9 protein-coding genes are annotated in these 15,430 nt (G+C 66.9%); 2 read left to right on the top strand and 7 right to left on the bottom strand.

The window, feature by feature from the left end; all coding sequences use genetic code 11:
* Nucleotides 1–161: 161 nt before the first annotated feature.
* The 5 genes from dnaE to G5C50_RS23660 form a co-directional block, all read right to left on the bottom strand.
* Nucleotides 162–3,878: a DNA polymerase III subunit alpha gene (gene dnaE, locus G5C50_RS23680; protein ID WP_165073439.1), complete on the bottom strand. Its 3,717-nt coding sequence runs from the start codon at nucleotides 3,876–3,878 to the stop codon at nucleotides 162–164.
* A gap of 109 nt (nucleotides 3,879–3,987) precedes the next feature.
* Nucleotides 3,988–5,631, bottom strand: coding sequence for a vWA domain-containing protein (locus tag G5C50_RS23675; RefSeq protein WP_240907332.1), 1,644 nt, complete (start codon nucleotides 5,629–5,631; stop codon nucleotides 3,988–3,990).
* A 202-nt stretch (nucleotides 5,632–5,833) separates the two neighbouring features.
* The gene (locus tag G5C50_RS23670) at nucleotides 5,834–6,637 is read right to left on the bottom strand and encodes a hypothetical protein (protein ID WP_165073437.1); all 804 of its coding nucleotides are present in this window, start codon (nucleotides 6,635–6,637) and stop codon (nucleotides 5,834–5,836) included.
* Between the two features lie 14 nt (nucleotides 6,638–6,651).
* On the bottom strand, nucleotides 6,652–7,122 hold the full coding sequence (nikR, locus tag G5C50_RS23665) for a nickel-responsive transcriptional regulator NikR (protein WP_165073436.1): 471 nt from the start codon (nucleotides 7,120–7,122) through the stop codon (nucleotides 6,652–6,654).
* Nucleotides 7,123–7,142: 20 nt separating this feature from the next.
* Complete coding sequence (locus tag G5C50_RS23660; RefSeq protein WP_165073435.1) at nucleotides 7,143–8,306, bottom strand: Gfo/Idh/MocA family protein; 1,164 nt, start codon at nucleotides 8,304–8,306, stop codon at nucleotides 7,143–7,145.
* A gap of 279 nt (nucleotides 8,307–8,585) precedes the next feature.
* Between G5C50_RS23660 and G5C50_RS23655 the strand changes: the two genes are divergently transcribed.
* Nucleotides 8,586–9,770, top strand: a complete 1,185-nt coding sequence (locus G5C50_RS23655; RefSeq protein ID WP_165073434.1) for a Gfo/Idh/MocA family protein — start codon at nucleotides 8,586–8,588, stop codon at nucleotides 9,768–9,770.
* 223 nt (nucleotides 9,771–9,993) lie between these two features.
* Nucleotides 9,994–11,166, top strand: a complete 1,173-nt coding sequence (locus G5C50_RS23650; protein WP_165073433.1) for a Gfo/Idh/MocA family protein — start codon at nucleotides 9,994–9,996, stop codon at nucleotides 11,164–11,166.
* A gap of 355 nt (nucleotides 11,167–11,521) precedes the next feature.
* Here G5C50_RS23650 and G5C50_RS23645 read toward each other — a convergent pair whose 3' ends face one another.
* Together G5C50_RS23645 and nuoL are read right to left on the bottom strand one after the other, a co-directional pair.
* Nucleotides 11,522–13,210 carry a complex I subunit 4 family protein gene (locus G5C50_RS23645; protein ID WP_165073432.1) on the bottom strand — a complete coding sequence of 563 codons (1,689 nt, stop codon included), beginning with the start codon at nucleotides 13,208–13,210 and terminating at the stop codon, nucleotides 11,522–11,524.
* 17 nt (nucleotides 13,211–13,227) lie between these two features.
* A complete protein-coding gene (nuoL, locus tag G5C50_RS23640) occupies nucleotides 13,228–15,390 on the bottom strand; it encodes an NADH-quinone oxidoreductase subunit L (RefSeq protein WP_165073431.1) in 2,163 nt (720 codons plus the stop codon).
* Nucleotides 15,391–15,430: the final 40 nt, after the last annotated feature.

Genomic DNA, 15,430 nt, shown 5'->3' with positions numbered 1-15,430 from the left:
CCCTCATCCGCCCCTACGGGGCACCTTCTCCCACCAGAGGAGAAGGGAGGCAATCGCCTCCGATGGCTTATATGCAAGTCGTGCCGAACAGTATTGCCCTTCGGGCCACCCACTCCCGGTGGGAGAGGGGACAGAAATAAGAGCCTTCGCACGCGAGAAGCTCAATCGTCGTCCCCGGATTCCATCCCGTCTTCCATCGGCTCGTCGCGGCCGACGGCGGGCGAGGGCGCGGACGCGGTGAGGACCTCGGCGCGGGCGGTGGCGCCGCGGGCGCCCAGCAGGCGGACGTTCGCCGGGCCGACGACCGAGCCCATCTCGGAGACCATCCGGTCGTCGTACTTGACCTTCATCGACGCCCCCGCGCGGTAGATCACGCGGCGGACGTTCTCGATGCCAAAGATCTCCAGGTAGAGGTCCAGGTTCCCCGGGCGGACGCGGACGATCCGCAGCAGCCGTTCCAGGTCCTCCTGCTGCTGGACCCCCTTGCGGAGCGTGACGACAACCCCCTTGGACAGCTCGGCGTCGGCGTTCTCGATCGGGATGAATCGGCTGACGACGATCTCGGCGGGCTCCCGGCTGAGGTCGATGGTCCCCTTGATGAAGCCGATGGCGTCGTCCTTGATGACGTCGCCCATCTTGGCGAACTCCTCCGGCCAGAGCATGGCCGGCGTGGAGCCGCTCAGGTCTTCAAAGGTGAATTTGGCCATGCGAGTGAGCCCGGACCGGCTCTTCTGAACGTTGCGGACCTGCACGTTCGTCACCAGCCCGCCCAGGATCACCTCCATCCGGTTGCCGCCGCCGCCGCCGCCGCCGCGGAACCCGCCCCGACCGCCGCCCCCGCCCGACGAGCCGCCGGAAGACTCCTTGAGCTTCGCAGCCGCCGCCGCGATGTCCGCCGCGCGGTGGGTCGCCAGGGCCTCCAGCTTGTCGGCGTAGCGGGAGAGCGGGTGGCTGGACATGTAGAAGCCCAGGGCTTTCTTCTCGCCCAGGAGCCGCTCGACGTCCGGCAGCTCGGGGACGTCCGGCAGGTTGGACGCGACCGGGCCGTTCGAGGCCGGGGCCGTGTCGTCGTCGTCGAACAGCCCGCGCTGGCCGCGCTTGCGGTCCTCCTGCTTGGACTGGCCCCCCTGCATGGCGCGGGGGAGGATGGCCAGCAACTGCGACCGCCGGGCGCCCAGGAAGTCGAACGCCCCGGCGCGGATGAGGGTCTCGGCGGCGGCGGCGGAGACGTCACGGTTGGAGATCCGCTCGAAGAAGTCTTCCAGGCTCTTGAACGGCCCGTCCTTGGCGCGGGCCTTGATGATCGCCTCGACGGCCTTGGCGCCGACGCCCTTGATGGCCTCCAGGCCGAACTCGATCTTCCCCTCGGTGTGGACGGTGAACGTGGCCTCGCCCTGGTTGACGTTGGGCGGCAGGACCTCGATGTTCATGCGGCGGCAGTCATCGATATGTTCAACGAAGAACTTATCGCGCTCGGCGCCCCCCATCTCGGACGAGAGGACGGCCGCCATGTACTCCGTGGGGTAGTGCGACTTGAGGTAGGCCGTCTGGTAGGCCACCAGTGCGTAGGCCGTGGAGTGCGACTTGTTGAAGCCGTAGCCGCCGAAGAAGACGATCAGCTCGAAGATGCCCGCAGCCTTGTCCTTCTCCAGCCCCTTGGCGATGGCGCCCTTGATGAACTGGTCGCGGCCCTCGGCGATGGTCTCCATCTTCTTCTTGGAGATGGCCTTGATGCAGGCGTACGCCTTGGAGAGCTCGATGTCCCCCAGGCGGTTGAGGATCCGCATGACCTGTTCCTGGTAGACCATGACCCCGTAGGTCTCTTCCAGGACTTCCCGCAGCACGGGATGCAGATAGGAGGCTTCCTTCCGCTTGTTCTTGACGTCGACGTACTCGTCGACCATACCGCCGTTGAGCGGGCCGGGACGATAGAGCGCGTTGGTGGCGATGATGTCCGCGAAGCGGTCGGGCTTCATCTTCACCAGCAGGTCGCGGATGCCCGCCGATTCGAGCTGGAACACGCCCTTGGTCTCGCCGCGCTGGAGCAGCGCGAAGGCCTCGGGGTCGTCGAGCGGGAGTTTGCCGAGGTCCAGGTTGTCCTCGGGGTGGCGCTCGGTGATGAGCTTCACGGCCGCCTGGAGCGTGGTCAGGTTGCGGAGGCCGAGGAAGTCCATCTTGAGAAGGCCGGCCTTCTCGACGTCGCCCATGTCCCACTGGGTGCAGACGACCTCCTCCTTGTCGCCGCGGCGGATCACCTGCAGCGGGACGAGGCTCTCCAGCGCCTGGTCGGCGATCACCACGCCGGCGGCGTGCGTGCTGGCGTTGCGCGCCGAGCCCTCCAGCCGGCGGGCGAAATTCAGGAGCTTCTCGACCTCCGGGTCGGACTCGCTGAGCTTGCGGAGCATCGGCTCCTCGGCGATGGCCTCGTCGAGGGTGATGTTCAGGCGGGTCGGGATCAGCTTGTTGATCTCCTCGACCCGCGACAGCGGCATGTTCATCGCCCGGCCGACGTCCTTGATGGCGGCCTTGGCCTTCATCGTGCCGAACGTGCCGATTTGCGCGACGTTGGCGTCGCCGTACTTGCGCCGGACGTACTCGATGACCTCGTACCGCCGTTCCTGGCAGAGGTCGATGTCGATATCAGGCGCTTCCGACCGGTTTGGGTCCAGGAACCGCTCGAACAGGAGGTCGTACTTGAGCGGGCAGACGTCGCTGAGCCGCAGCGCGTACGCCACGAGCGCCCCGCACGCCGAGCCTCTCGCCAACGCCGGGATGTTGTTCTCGCGGGCGTAGCGGACGAAGTCCCAGACGATCAGGAAGTACGAGGCGAAGCCCATCCGGTTGATCGTAGCCAGCTCGTGGTCGAGCCGCTCCAGGACCTCCGGCGGGGTGGGAGATGGGTATCGCTCGCGGAGTCCTTGATCGCACAGGTCGCGAAGATACTGCTCGGGGGTTTTCTCGTCCGGAGGCTGGAACGAGGGGAACTGCCGCTTGCCCAGCTCGGCGCTGGCGTAGTTGTCCTCGACCATCTCGGCGATGAGCGTGGACTGCTTCAGGGCCTCTTCATACCCCTTGGCGGCCGCGTACATCTCGTCGGGCGTGCGGACGTGGAACTGGTCGGAGATCTTGTTGCCGGAGTCGTCCACGAACCGCGGCTTGTCCAGCGGCTGGTCGATCGTCTTGCCGGTGTTGATGCAGAGCAGGACGTCGTGCGAGAGGTGGTCTTCCTGCTTCAGGTAGTGGGCGTCGCTGGTGGCGACGATCGGCAGGCCCAGCCTGCGGGCGAGGTCGACCTGGCGCTCGCGGGCGTCGCGCTGGATTTGAAGGCCGTTGTCCTGGATCTCGACGTAGAAGTTCCCCTCGCCGAAGGTCTGCTGATACCAGATCGCCAGCTTTTCGGCTTGCTCGAAGCGGTCGTGCAGCAGGTGCTGGGAGAACTCCGACCCCACGCAGCCCGACAGGCAGATCAGCCCGTCGCTGTAGCGGGCCAGCAACTCCTTGTCGATGCGGGGCTTGTAGTAGTAGCCCTCCTGGTACGACCGCGACGACAGCCGCAGCAGGTTGCGAAAGCCCGTGCCGTTCTTCGCCAGCAGCGTCAGGTGGTAGGCGAACTTCTCCTCGCCCGAGCCGCTGTTCGAACGGTCCGTCCGCTTGCCCGGCGCGACGTAGGCCTCGATGCCGACGATCGGCTTCACGCCCGCGTACTTGGCCTCGCGGAGAAACTCCACTGCGCCGAAGAGGTTGCCGTGGTCCGTCACCGCAACCGCCGACATGCCGCTCGACTTCACATGCTTCACCAGGTCGGGGAGCTTGTTGGCCCCGTCGAGCAGGCTGTAGTGGCTGTGGCAGTGAAGATGGCAGAACGGTCGGCTCGACATTCCCGATTGCTCCCGTGGCAGCGATGACGCCGGTTGCGCGTGCACGGGCGTCCACGTTCAGTATACCACGCGAGTCCCGGCGGGTCGAACCCTTCGGCGCGGGGATGCCTCAGTGCGGCCCGGATCGATCGGGGTGGTCGGACGCTGTCCGAACCAGGCCGAGGAATTCCCTGCGATATCCCGAGGGGTCGTCCCCCAGCCCCGTCTCCGCCAACTCCGCGACCTTGCCGAAGGTGGCGGCCCCCTTGTGGGGCGAGTCGCGGAGCAACATCCCGAACGAGGCCACGGCGGCGGCGAATCGGAAGTCGGCCGAAGCCTCGGGGAGACCGCGCCCCTCGTCGACGAACCCTTGCTCGATCTTCTTGCTCTCGTCCCCCTCAGGGGCCTTGAAGCGGACCTTCACCGTGAGCGTCTCCGGCGATCCGAGCGAGACGGCCGATACGTCGGGCTTCGCGTACTTGAGCGGGTCGACGCTCGGATCGACGGGCGCGCCGGGCGGGACGATTTCGTAGAGGGCCGTGACCGTGTGGCCTGCGCCGATCTCGCCGGCGTCCTTGGCGTCGTTGTTGAAGTCCTCGGCGGCCATGACGCGGTTCTCGTAGCCGATCAGGCGATACGAGCCGACCTTCGAGGGGTTGAATTCGACCTGGATCTTGACGTCCTTGGCGATCGTGACGAGGGTGCCGCTCATCTGCTCGACGAGCACTTTTTTCGCCTCGGCCAGGGAGTCGATGTAGCCGTAATTGCCGTTGCCCAGGTCGGCGAGTTGCTCCATCGTCGCGTCCTTGAGGTTCCCGTCGCCGAAGCCGAGGACGCTGAGGAAGACCTTGCTGCGGGCCTTCTCCCGGATGAGGCTCGTCAGCGCCTCACGGCTGGTGACGCCGACGTTGAAGTCGCCGTCGGTGCAGAGGATCACGCGGTTCGTGCCGCCCGGGATAAAGTTGCGGACGGCCGTTTCGTACGCCAGGACGATCCCCGCACCGCCGTTGGTCGATCCGCCGGCCGCCAGGCCCTCGAGCGCCGAGAGGATCGCCTGCTTATTCTCGCACGAGGTCGACGGCAGCGCGAGGCCCTCGGCGCCGGCATAGACGACGACGGCCACCCGGTCGTTCTCGCCGAGTTGCTCGACGAGCATGCTCAGGGCCGACTTCAAGAGCGGCAGCTTCTTAGGGCTGTTCATCGAGCCCGAGACGTCCAGCAGGAAGACGAGGTTCGCGAGCGGACGCTTCTCGGATTTGATCTCCTTGCCCTTCAGCCCGATCCGCGCGAGGCGATGGTCGGCGTTCCAGGGGCACCCGGTGAATTCGACGTTAGCCGCGAAGGCGTTGTCCCCGCTCGGCGGAGGATAGTTGTAGGGGAAGTAGTTGATCAACTCCTCGATCCGCACGGCGTCCTTCGGCGGCCTCATCCCCTGGGTCAGGAAGCGGCGCACGTTGGCGTAAGATGCGGTGTCCACGTCGATCGAGAACGTGGAGAGCGGCTGCTGATCGGCGCGAAGGAATCCGTTGTCGACGATCTTCGCGTAGCTCTCGGCGTTGACGACAGGCTCAACCTTGGCTGCTGCCTTAAAGGAACTCTGGGGCGCTGGATCTGGCGCGATGAAAGCATCCTGGGAAACCATGTGCCCAGTGGGGGCGGCTGCCGGTTCGGCCAGGGCGGCTGCTTTTTCCCCCGCCTGCTCGCCCTGACCGCATCCTACCGGGATGCTCACGAACGCCGCGACGAAGAGGCCGGGACGGAAGCATCGGCGCATGGAAGAAGCCGCTTGAGACGTGAGGCCCATAACGTGTCCTCGCAAGTTGTACGATCGAAGCGAGATCCGACTGATCTGTCGTGAGATGTGAAGGATCGACGGCCGAATCCAAGAGTCTGTACGTCGAAATGCTCGCGGGTGTGCGGTCAGGTGGGGAAAAGGATTGTCGGCGCTGAAGAGTTGTACCGGTCGCTTGTTGGATTCAAGGCAACGCCGACTGGCTCCTGGTGAAGGTCGGGGCGATCGTGGGGCGGTCGGGGTTCTGGAGGGAGTAAAAGTATTCGGGGCCGAGATGGCTCAGAACATCCTCCCGGAGCGACTGGTACGCCGGGGATCGCCAGTCCCAGGGGGATTCGGCGAGTTCGATGAACACGCCGTGGTCGACCTTGCGGACGATCGGGCCAGGTGCGGTCGTCAGGCGAGTCTCGCCGATGAAGTCGACGTAGGGCTCGCCGAAGTAGTTGAGCCAGTACAGCCCCGGAAGCGACTTCGTCATGTCCCGGCCGACCAATTCCACGCTCCATTCGTCGGCGATGCTGTTCTGCGCGCTAAATTCCTCGCCGTCGCAGGCGAGGCCGTACCGGATCGGAATCGCGGCGACGACGGCTTCGAAGAAAGTTCGGATCCACTCGTGGGTAGACCGTCCTTCGATCTCGGGACGGCCGTCCGAGCAGATGTTGATCACGTTATGGCTGGGCGGCAGGCTGTCGGGCGAGGAAATCAGGAGGAAGCTAAGGCCCCGATAGGCTCCGTAAAGGTGGGCACCTTGCCTGCCCCTCGGCGAGATCCTCGGCACGATCGGGATGGCCGCGGCGAGATCGTCGTCGGGCCCGACTACGCAACGATCGACGCCGCCCTCGCGGACAGTCAGGCGAGAGGTCCATTCCGGCAAGGTCGCCTTCAAGACCTTGTGGAAGGCATTCAGAAACGGGCCGCCGATGATCGGCTCCGACGGGAATAGCTTCGCGTGAAGCCTTGGTGCCTCGGTCGACTCTTCTTCAGGCATCAAGAACTCGAGCCTCAATGAGGATGCGGATGAGCATGCCCATGCCCGTGGGCGTGCCCCTGTCCGTCGACGACGGCGGAGGCGGCGGCGAGGACGAGGCGGCCGGTCTCGACGCCCTTGGTGCCGATGAGGTCGTCGGAGAGGTTGCGGACGGCGGCGGCCTTGCCGCGCAGGAGGATCACCTCCAGGCAGCGGGCGGCGTCCAGGTGGACGTGGGTGGTTGTGACGACCATCTCCAGGTGCTCGTGCTGGATGTCGGTCAGCCGCTTGGAGATTCGCGAGGAGTGGTGGTCGTAGATGAGGGTCACGACGCCCATGGCGTCGGTCTCCTCGTCGCAGACGGCCTCGTCGATCAGCGCGGAGCGCATCAGGCCGCGGACGGCCTCGGAGCGGTTGGGGTATCGGTGGCGCTCGCGGTAGTCGTCGAACAGCCGGAGCAACTCGCCGCCGATGGCCACGCTGAAGCGGACAAGCGTTTCCTTCACGGTCGGACCTCGCTCGCTCGTCAAGCGTGGAAGGGGATTTCGACCCAGGCCCCGTCCTGGCGAGCGCTGGCGACGGCCGTCTCCAGGAACGCCATGACGGCCACGCCGTCGACGATGCCGGGGTGGTCGAAGGGCTTCGGGACGGTCTCCCCGCGCCGGCCTCGGATCGTCCATTCGAGCGTTCGGTGGAGGTTGGCGAGGGCCTCGTGGAAGCCCTCCGGGTGGCCGCTGGGCATTCGCAGGTAGGGCTTGATCGAGGCCGGCATGTAGCCGTAGTCGATCCCCGCTCGGTAGATCGAGACCGGTTTGTCGGCGACGTAGTGTTCAAGCTGGGCGAAGTGAGTGTGCCGCCACTGGAGGGTGCCGGCGGTGCCGATGATCCGGAAGCCGTTGTCGTTCTCGGCCCCGACGGTGATCTGCGAGGCCGTCACGGTGGCGATGGCGCCGTTGTCCAGCTCGGCGAAGACGGAGAAGTCGTCGTCGAGCGAGCGTCCGGGGACGATGCACTTCATCCGTGCGGAGAGCTTCACGGCCCGCAGGCCGGCGACGAATCGGATGAACTCGTAGGCGTGCGAGCCGATGTCGCCGCCGCAGCCGGAGGCGCCCGCCTGAGCGGGGTCGGTCCGCCACGACGCCTGCTTGCTCCCCTCGTCCTCGCGCTTGGTGGCCAGCCAGCCCTGGGGGTACCAGGCCTCGACCTTGCGGATCTCGCCGATGAGTCCGTCGCGCACAAGCTCGCGGGCGAACATGACCATGGGATAACCCGTGTACGTGTGCGCGACGACGAACGGGACCTCCGCCGCCTGGACGGCCGCGTGCAGCCGGCGGGCCTCGTCGAGGTTCGTGGTCAGCGGCTTCTCGCAGAGGACGGCGATTCCGGCCTCCGCGGCGGCCTCGGCGGGGCCGGCGTGGGCGTCGTTGGGGGTGACGATGGTCAGGTAGTCGATCCGGTCGGCATCCGGGAGGGCGGCCTCGCCGTCGACGAGATCCTTCCAGTGGCCGTAGCCCCGGGTGAAGAACAGATCCTCGGCCGCGGCGAGGGCCTCCGCCGGCTTGCTCCGCAGGGCGCCGGCGGTCAGCTCGGACGTATTGTCCATCAGGATCGCCCGGCGATGCGGCGCCCCGAAGAAGCTGCTGGACCCGCCACCACCGACCATCCCCACGCGCAGCTTTCTTCGTTTCATCGGCGACGGCCTTCCGATCGACGAGGGCGAATTCGACTCTGATCCGACGTGCGACGATCGTCGAGCGTAGCGGGGCGGCGGGAACCCTCGCAAGGGGCGGTCGGCCCTTGGATGGGGTTTGGGGCACGGCTATAGTGGCCTGCGTCGTTGCGCGGACGACCCAGAGAGCGAGGCCGCCGTCCGCCCGCCTCCCGGTTCCGCCGGTCTGGATTGCGATCGTGCCCGCCGACCGCCACATGCGTGAGCGTCGGCCCACTTCCCGTTCGTCGAGGGTGGATCATGAGTGTGATCAACGTGGCCATGATCGGCCAGGGGTTCATGGGACGGACGCATTCGAACGCGTGGTCGCAGGTGCCGCGGTTCTTCAAGCCCCCCGTCGCGCCGGTGATGCACACGGTCTTCGGCCGCGACGCCGCCGCTTCGCAGGAATTCGCCAAGGTCTGGGGCTGGGCCCACTCCTCGACCGACTGGAAGGCGACTGTCGCCGACCCGGCCGTCGACCTGGTCGACGTCGTCACGCCCAACAACATGCACGCCGAGGTCTCGCTCGCCGCGCTCAAGGCGGGCAAGCACGTCGCCTGCGAGAAGCCGATCGCCCGGACGATCGAGGAGGCCCGGCTGATGGTGGCCGCGGCCAAGGAGTCCAAGGGCAAGACGTTCATCTGGTACAACTACCGCCGATGCCCGGCGGTGGCCTTCGCCTACAAGCTCGTGAAGGAAGGGGCGATCGGCAAGGTCCGCCACGCCCGCGCGTTCTACCTCCAGGACTGGGCCGACGAGTCGATCCCGCTGATCTGGCGGTTCCAGAAGGAAGGCGCCGGGGCGGGGTCGCACGGCGACCTCAACGCCCACATCATCGACATGGTCCGCTTCGTCACCGGCGAGGAGGTCACCGAGATCGCCGGGGCCATCGCCGAGACCTTCATCAAGGAACGCAAGCTCATGACGGGCCCCACCGCCGGCGGCATCGCGGCCGGCGTGGGAGGCTCCGAGGCGGCGACCGGCCCGGTCACCGTGGACGACGCCGTGCTCTTCCTGTCGAGGCTCTCCGGCGGCGGCGTGGCTTACTTTGAGGCCGCTCGCCAGGCCACCGGCAACCAGAACCGCAACGGCTTTGAGATCAACGGCTCCAAGGGCGCCATCAAGTTCGACTTCGAGCGCATGAACGAGCTGCAGTTCTACGACGCCACCCGCCCCAGGGCCGTCCAGGGCTGGACCACCATCATGTGCACCCACGGCGGCGACCACCCCTACGCCGCCCACTGGTGGCCCGACGCCCACGTCCTGGGCTACGAGCACGGATTCACCAACCAGGCCTTCGACATCCTCCGCGTCCTCGGCGGCCAGGAGCCGATCGTCCCGATCCCCGACTTTGAAGACGCCTACCAGACCCAGCGCGTGCTGGAGGCCGCCATGATCTCCGCCGTCGAACGCCGCCCGGTGACGATCGACGAGGTGAAGTGAATATCGACCCTCTGATAAGCAACAACGTCCGAAACTCCTCCCTTCTCCCCTGGTGGGAGAAGGTGGCCGAAGGCCGGTTGAGGGGGACCCCGACCGGCTGACGGTGACGACCCCCCTCATCCGCCGCTGCGCGGCACCTTCTCCCACCAGGGGAGAAGGGAGGTCGTCGGCAGCCTTGCCGTATGCACTCCCAGTTCTGAAGCGAAGCGAGAGGTATCCTGCGATGGGCGCTCCCTACGTCCTTACCAACCCCCCCAAGGTCGCCCTGATCGGCGGCGGCTTCATCGGTCCCGTCCATGCCGAGGCTCTGCGCCGGATCGGCGTGCAGGTGGCCGGCCTGCTCGACATCACCCCGGAGAAGGCCAGGCCCCAGGCCGAGCGGTTGGGCATCCCCAGGGTCTACAGCACGATCGAGGAGGTGCTCGCCGACCCCGAGATCGGCGCGGTTCACCTGGCCTCGCCGAACAACATCCACTTCGAGCACGCCAAGGCGGCGCTCGAGGCCGGCAAGCACGTCCTCTGCGAGAAGCCTCTGGCGGTCAGCTCCAAGGAGACGTCCGAGCTGGTGAAGCTGGCGGCCAAGCACCCGATGCAGGCGGCCGGCGTCAATTACAACCTGCGGTTTTACCCGCTCGCCCAGGAGATGCACGCCCGCGTCGCCCGGGGGGATCTCGGCCGCATCCTGACGGTCACCGGGTCGTACACGCAGGACTGGCTCCTGATGGTCGACGACTACAACTGGCGGGTCGAGCCCGACGGCCACACCAACCTGCGGGCCATCGCCGACATCGGCACCCACTGGATGGACCTGGCCCAGTTCATCACCGGCCGGCACATCGAGAAGGTCAACGCCGACCTGGCGACGTTCCACCCCGAGCGCAACCGCCCCGTCGGCGGCGCCGAGACCTTCACCGGCCCCAACTCGACCAAGAAGGCGTCCGAGGCCGTCAAGATCGAGACCGAGGACTACGGCGCGGTGCTGCTGCACCTGTCGCAGGGGGCTCGCGGCGTCTTCCACGTCAACCAGATGCACGGCGGCCGCAAGAACCGCCTGTACCTGGAAGTCTGCGGGACCGAGGGCTCCATGGTGTGGGACAGCGAGTCCCCCGAGCTGCTCTGGCTCGGCCGCCGAGGCGCTCCCAACCAGATCATGAACCGCGACCCGGCCATCCTCTCGGCCGAAGCCGGCAACTTCAGCCACTACCCCGGCGGCCACGCCGAAGGCTTCCCCGACGCCTTCAAGCAGCTCGACCTGGCCTTCTACACGTTCATCCAGAACGGCTGCAAAGGCACCCCGAACTTCCCCACCTTCGCCGACGGCGACCGCGAAGTCCGCATCTGCGAAGCCATCGCCGATTCCGCCAAGGCGAAGGGTTGGGTGGACGTCAAGGAGTGAGTTCCTGACCGAGGCTTTCGTCGGGTGGGCCTCGCCCATCCGACGGACGCCAGGCCGCCGAATGACCGTCATGAGCCCCATAACTCTCAGGCAGGCGCCGGGAGTGCTGGTAGACGCCGGGTCAAAATCAGGCCGCTGGGGGGGAGGGGGAGGGCGTTCAGGCTCTCTCGGAGAGTAAATTCATTTCCCCCAACGAGGGGGGGAATGACTCATAACTCCCGGCAGTTGGTCTTAAAGTGCTGGCGTCATGGGGCTTAAGTGTGCTGGTAGACGATAAATCGTCTCCCGGCGCCGACCCCGCACTCCCGGCAGCCAGGAAGGCTGGGGCTCGACCCGACCTCCGGGCTCCAAGGGTTTATCGCGCCTCGACGACCAGCGGCGGAACGCCGTCGTCTTGCTTCGCCATCGGTCCGCCGGCCGTTCGGGTGCCGGAGGCGATGCCGGCGACGGTCCGGTCGACGGACGGGCTCATCCAGCTCAGGACGAGGGCCTGGGGGAGGACGCCCATCAGGACCGTCAGCACGACCAGCGGGGCGGCGATGACGACCTCGCGGGGGGTCAGGTCGGGTAGGCCCTGCCAGCGGTCGTTGCGGCCGAGAAAGACGCGCTGGATGGTCCAGAGGATGTAGCCGGCCGTCAGCACCACGGCGGCGGCGGCCAGGACGCCCAGCCAGACGTTGTAGTGGAACGCGGCCAGGACCACGAAGATCTCGGCGACGAAGCCGCAGAGGCCCGGCAGTCCCATCGAGCCGAAGAAGATCACGTACGAGACCGCCCCGTACACCGGCATCACGTCGTTGAGCCCCCCCAGCTTGTCGAGGTCTCGGGTGTGGGCCCGGTCGTAGATCACGCCGACGAGGAAGAACATCGCGGCCGACGTGATCCCGTGGGCCAGCATCATGTACATCGCCCCGTTGACGCCGTACGCGTAATAGCCGGCCCCGCCCGCCAGGTTCATCGCGGCCATCCCCAGCGTCACGTAGCCCATGTGGCTGATCGAGCTATAGGCCACCAGCTTCTTGAAGTCGGTCTGCGCCATCGCCGCCAGGGCGCCGTAAATGATGCTGAAGACCCCCACCGCGGCCGTGGCGTAAGACCAGTCGAGGGCCCCCGCCGGCGCGAGCGGCCAGGCCAGCCGGATCAGCCCATAGCCGCCGACCTTCAGCAGCACGCCGGCCAGGATCATGCTGATGGGCGTCGGCGCCTGGACGTGGGCGTCGGGCAGCCAGGTGTGGAACGGGAACGAAGGGAGCTTGACCAGGAAGCCGATCAGGAACAGCACGAACACCCAGTCCTGGATCCAGCGCCCGTAATAGCCCGTCGTCGAGGCGATCGAGGTCAGCGTCACCAGGTCGAACGTCCCGGCCTGGAAGCCCGCGACGGGAGCGTCGCCGGGACTCCAGAAGTAGAGGATCAGGATCGCGACCAGGATGAAGACCGAGCCGAATAGCGTGTAGAGCAAAAACTTGATCGCCGCGTACTCCCGGTCCTCGCCCCCCCAGAGGGCGATCAGGAAGTACATCGGCAGCAGCATGACCTCGAAGAAGACGTAGAACAGCACCAGGTCGAGCGCCAGGAAGACCCCCGTCATGCTGGCGACCAGCAGCAGGAAGAGCGCGTAATAGCCTCTGGGCTGCTTCTCGATCCCCCAGGACGCCAGGCAGGCCAGCAGGCTGATCAGCCCCGTCAGCACCACCAGCGAGACGCTGACGCCGTCGAGCCCCAGGTAGTACTCGATGTTGAACGCCGGCATCCAGGCCCGACGGACCACCAGGTCGCCCAGCCCCCGAGACTCATCGACGCCGACCACGCCGATTTCATGGGTCAACACGTTCCGCCCGGCCCGCTCCGCCAGAGGCGCCGACGCCGAGCCGCCCGAGACGTAGGCCGCCAGCGCGACGAGCGTCAGCAGGAAGGCGAGCCCGGTGAACGCCGTGGCGACGTACCTGGCGTGGCGCTCCGCCCCCTTCGGCAAGAGCAGCACGACCCCCGCGCCGAGGAGCGGGACGAGCCAGAGGGAGGTCAGCAGGAAGAGGTCACTCATGGCGATGTCTATTTGTTTCAACCCACCCAGGCGTAAAGCCCGGCGAACAGGCCGAGCAGGCCCAGGACCAGGAACATCAGGTAGCTGCGAATCCGCCCCGTCTGAATCGACCGGGCGCGATCGCCGAGGAGGTACAAGGCCTGCGCGAACCCGTTGACCAGGCCGTCGACTCCGACGCGATCGAACAGGCCGCCCGCCCGACTGAGCCACTCCACGGACCGAGCCGAGCCGTCGACGAGGGCGTCGATCAGGACCTTGTCGAACGTCGAGCAGGCCTTCGCCAGCCGCAGGCAGGGACGAACGAAGGCCAGGGCGTAAAGGTCGTCGAAATACCACTTGTTGGTGAAAAGCGTGTGGAGCGGCCGAAACCGCGCCGCAGTCCGGGCCGGGCTCAGGCGAAGCCCGCGCACTCCGGTCGGAGCGTAATACAGGGCGGCGAAGAGGAAGCCGATGGTCGTGACGGCCAGGGAGTCGACCACCGCCCACCAGTGGGCCGCGTGCGAGTCGATCGCGCCGGCGGGCTCGCCGTGGGCCAGCATCCGCTCCAGCAGCGGCGTCCCGAACGGCAGGCCCAGCCAGACCGTCCAGCCGGCGAAGACGCTGAGCGCCGCCAGGACGACCAGCGGCCAGGTCATGATCGGCTCGCTCTCATGGGCGCGGGCGGCCGGGTTCAGGGCGTACTGCGGGGCCCCGACGCCGTGCACGGCTTCCTCCTCGGCCAAAACGTGCTCCTCGTCGTGAGCGTGGACGACGCGGGCCGTGAAGGGGTCGGAGAAGCCCCGGGGCTCGCCGGCGAAGACCAGGAACCACATGCGGAACATGTAGAAGGTCGTCAGCACCGCCCCCACGACGGACAGGGCGAAGAGCAAGGCGTGTTGCGGGCTCTGCCAGACGCGAGCCAGCGCGGCGGCCAGGATGGCGTCCTTGGAGTAGAACCCGCTGAAGAAGGGGACGCCGGAGATCGCCAGCACGCCGACGAGCATCGTCACGGCGGTGACGGGCATCTTCTTCCGCAGGCCGCCGAGTTCCGCCATGTCGTACGTGTGCACCCCGTGGTAGACGCTGCCGGCCCCCAGAAAGAGCAGGGCCTTGAAAAAGGCGTGCGTCAGCAGGTGGAACACCCCCGCCGACCAGCCGCCGACCCCCAGCCCCAGCATCATGAAGCCGAGTTGGCTGACCGTCGAATACGCCAGCACCTTCTTGTAGTCGGTCTGAACCATCGCGATCGTCGCCGCGATGAGGAGCGTCGCGCCGCCGGTGTAGGCGATGACCAGCAAGACCTCGGGCGTGAAGACCGGGAAGAACCGGGCGACGAGATACACGCCGGCCGCGACCATCGTCGCCGCGTGGATCAACGCCGAGACGGGTGTCGGCCCGGCCATGGCGTCGGGGAGCCAGACGTGCAGCGGGAACTGGGCGCTCTTGCCGGCGCACCCCGCGAACACGCCCAGTCCGGCCAGCGTCAGCAGACCAGGGGAGATCGTCCCGGCTCTCGCCGCGATCTCCTGGAAGTCGAACGTGCCCAGCGCCGACCAGAGAATCCCCAGCCCGATCAGCATGCCGACGTCGCCCACGCGGTTGACGATGAACGCCTTGTTGGCGGCGTCGGCGTTGGCCTTCTCCACATACCAGAAGCCGATCAGCAGATACGAGCAGACGCCGACCAGCTCCCAGAACACGAAGATCATGAAGAGGTTTGGCGCGGCGATCAGCCCGAGCATCGAGAAGCAGAAGAGCGACAGAAACGCGAAGAACCGCGGGTATCGCGCGTCCTCGGCCATGTAGCCCATCGAGTAGACGTGGACGAGCGTCGCGACGAACGTCACCATCAGGAACATGACAACCGCGAGGTTGTCGATGTGGACCCCCAGCGGGATCGACAGCCGACGCCCTTCCTGGGGGGCGTCCAGCAGCACCCAGTCGAAGCTCCCCCGCCAGGCGAGCGGTTCGTGGTGGGCCTCGGCGGCCTCATGATGAGCCGGTTCCGCGAGTGCGGCGCGGTTCTCGATCAGGAAGTAGTCGAGGAATCCGATCGCGCTCAGGAGGCATGAGGCGGCGATCGCGCCGGTGGCGATCCAGGCGTTGCGTCGGCCGAGCTGTCGGATGAACAGGATCTCGACGAGAAAGGCCGCCAGGGGGATCAAGACGGCGGCGGCGTAGAGACCCACCTGCCAGGGCATTTTCAGACGTCCTTCGTAGCGCTGCGGCGGCGGGTTCGGG

Source organism: Paludisphaera rhizosphaerae (genome assembly GCF_011065895.1).
GTDB lineage: Bacteria > Planctomycetota > Planctomycetia > Isosphaerales > Isosphaeraceae > Paludisphaera > Paludisphaera rhizosphaerae.
Note: the sequence above shows the minus strand (reverse complement) of the source record. Positions and strands in the feature narration are given on the sequence as shown.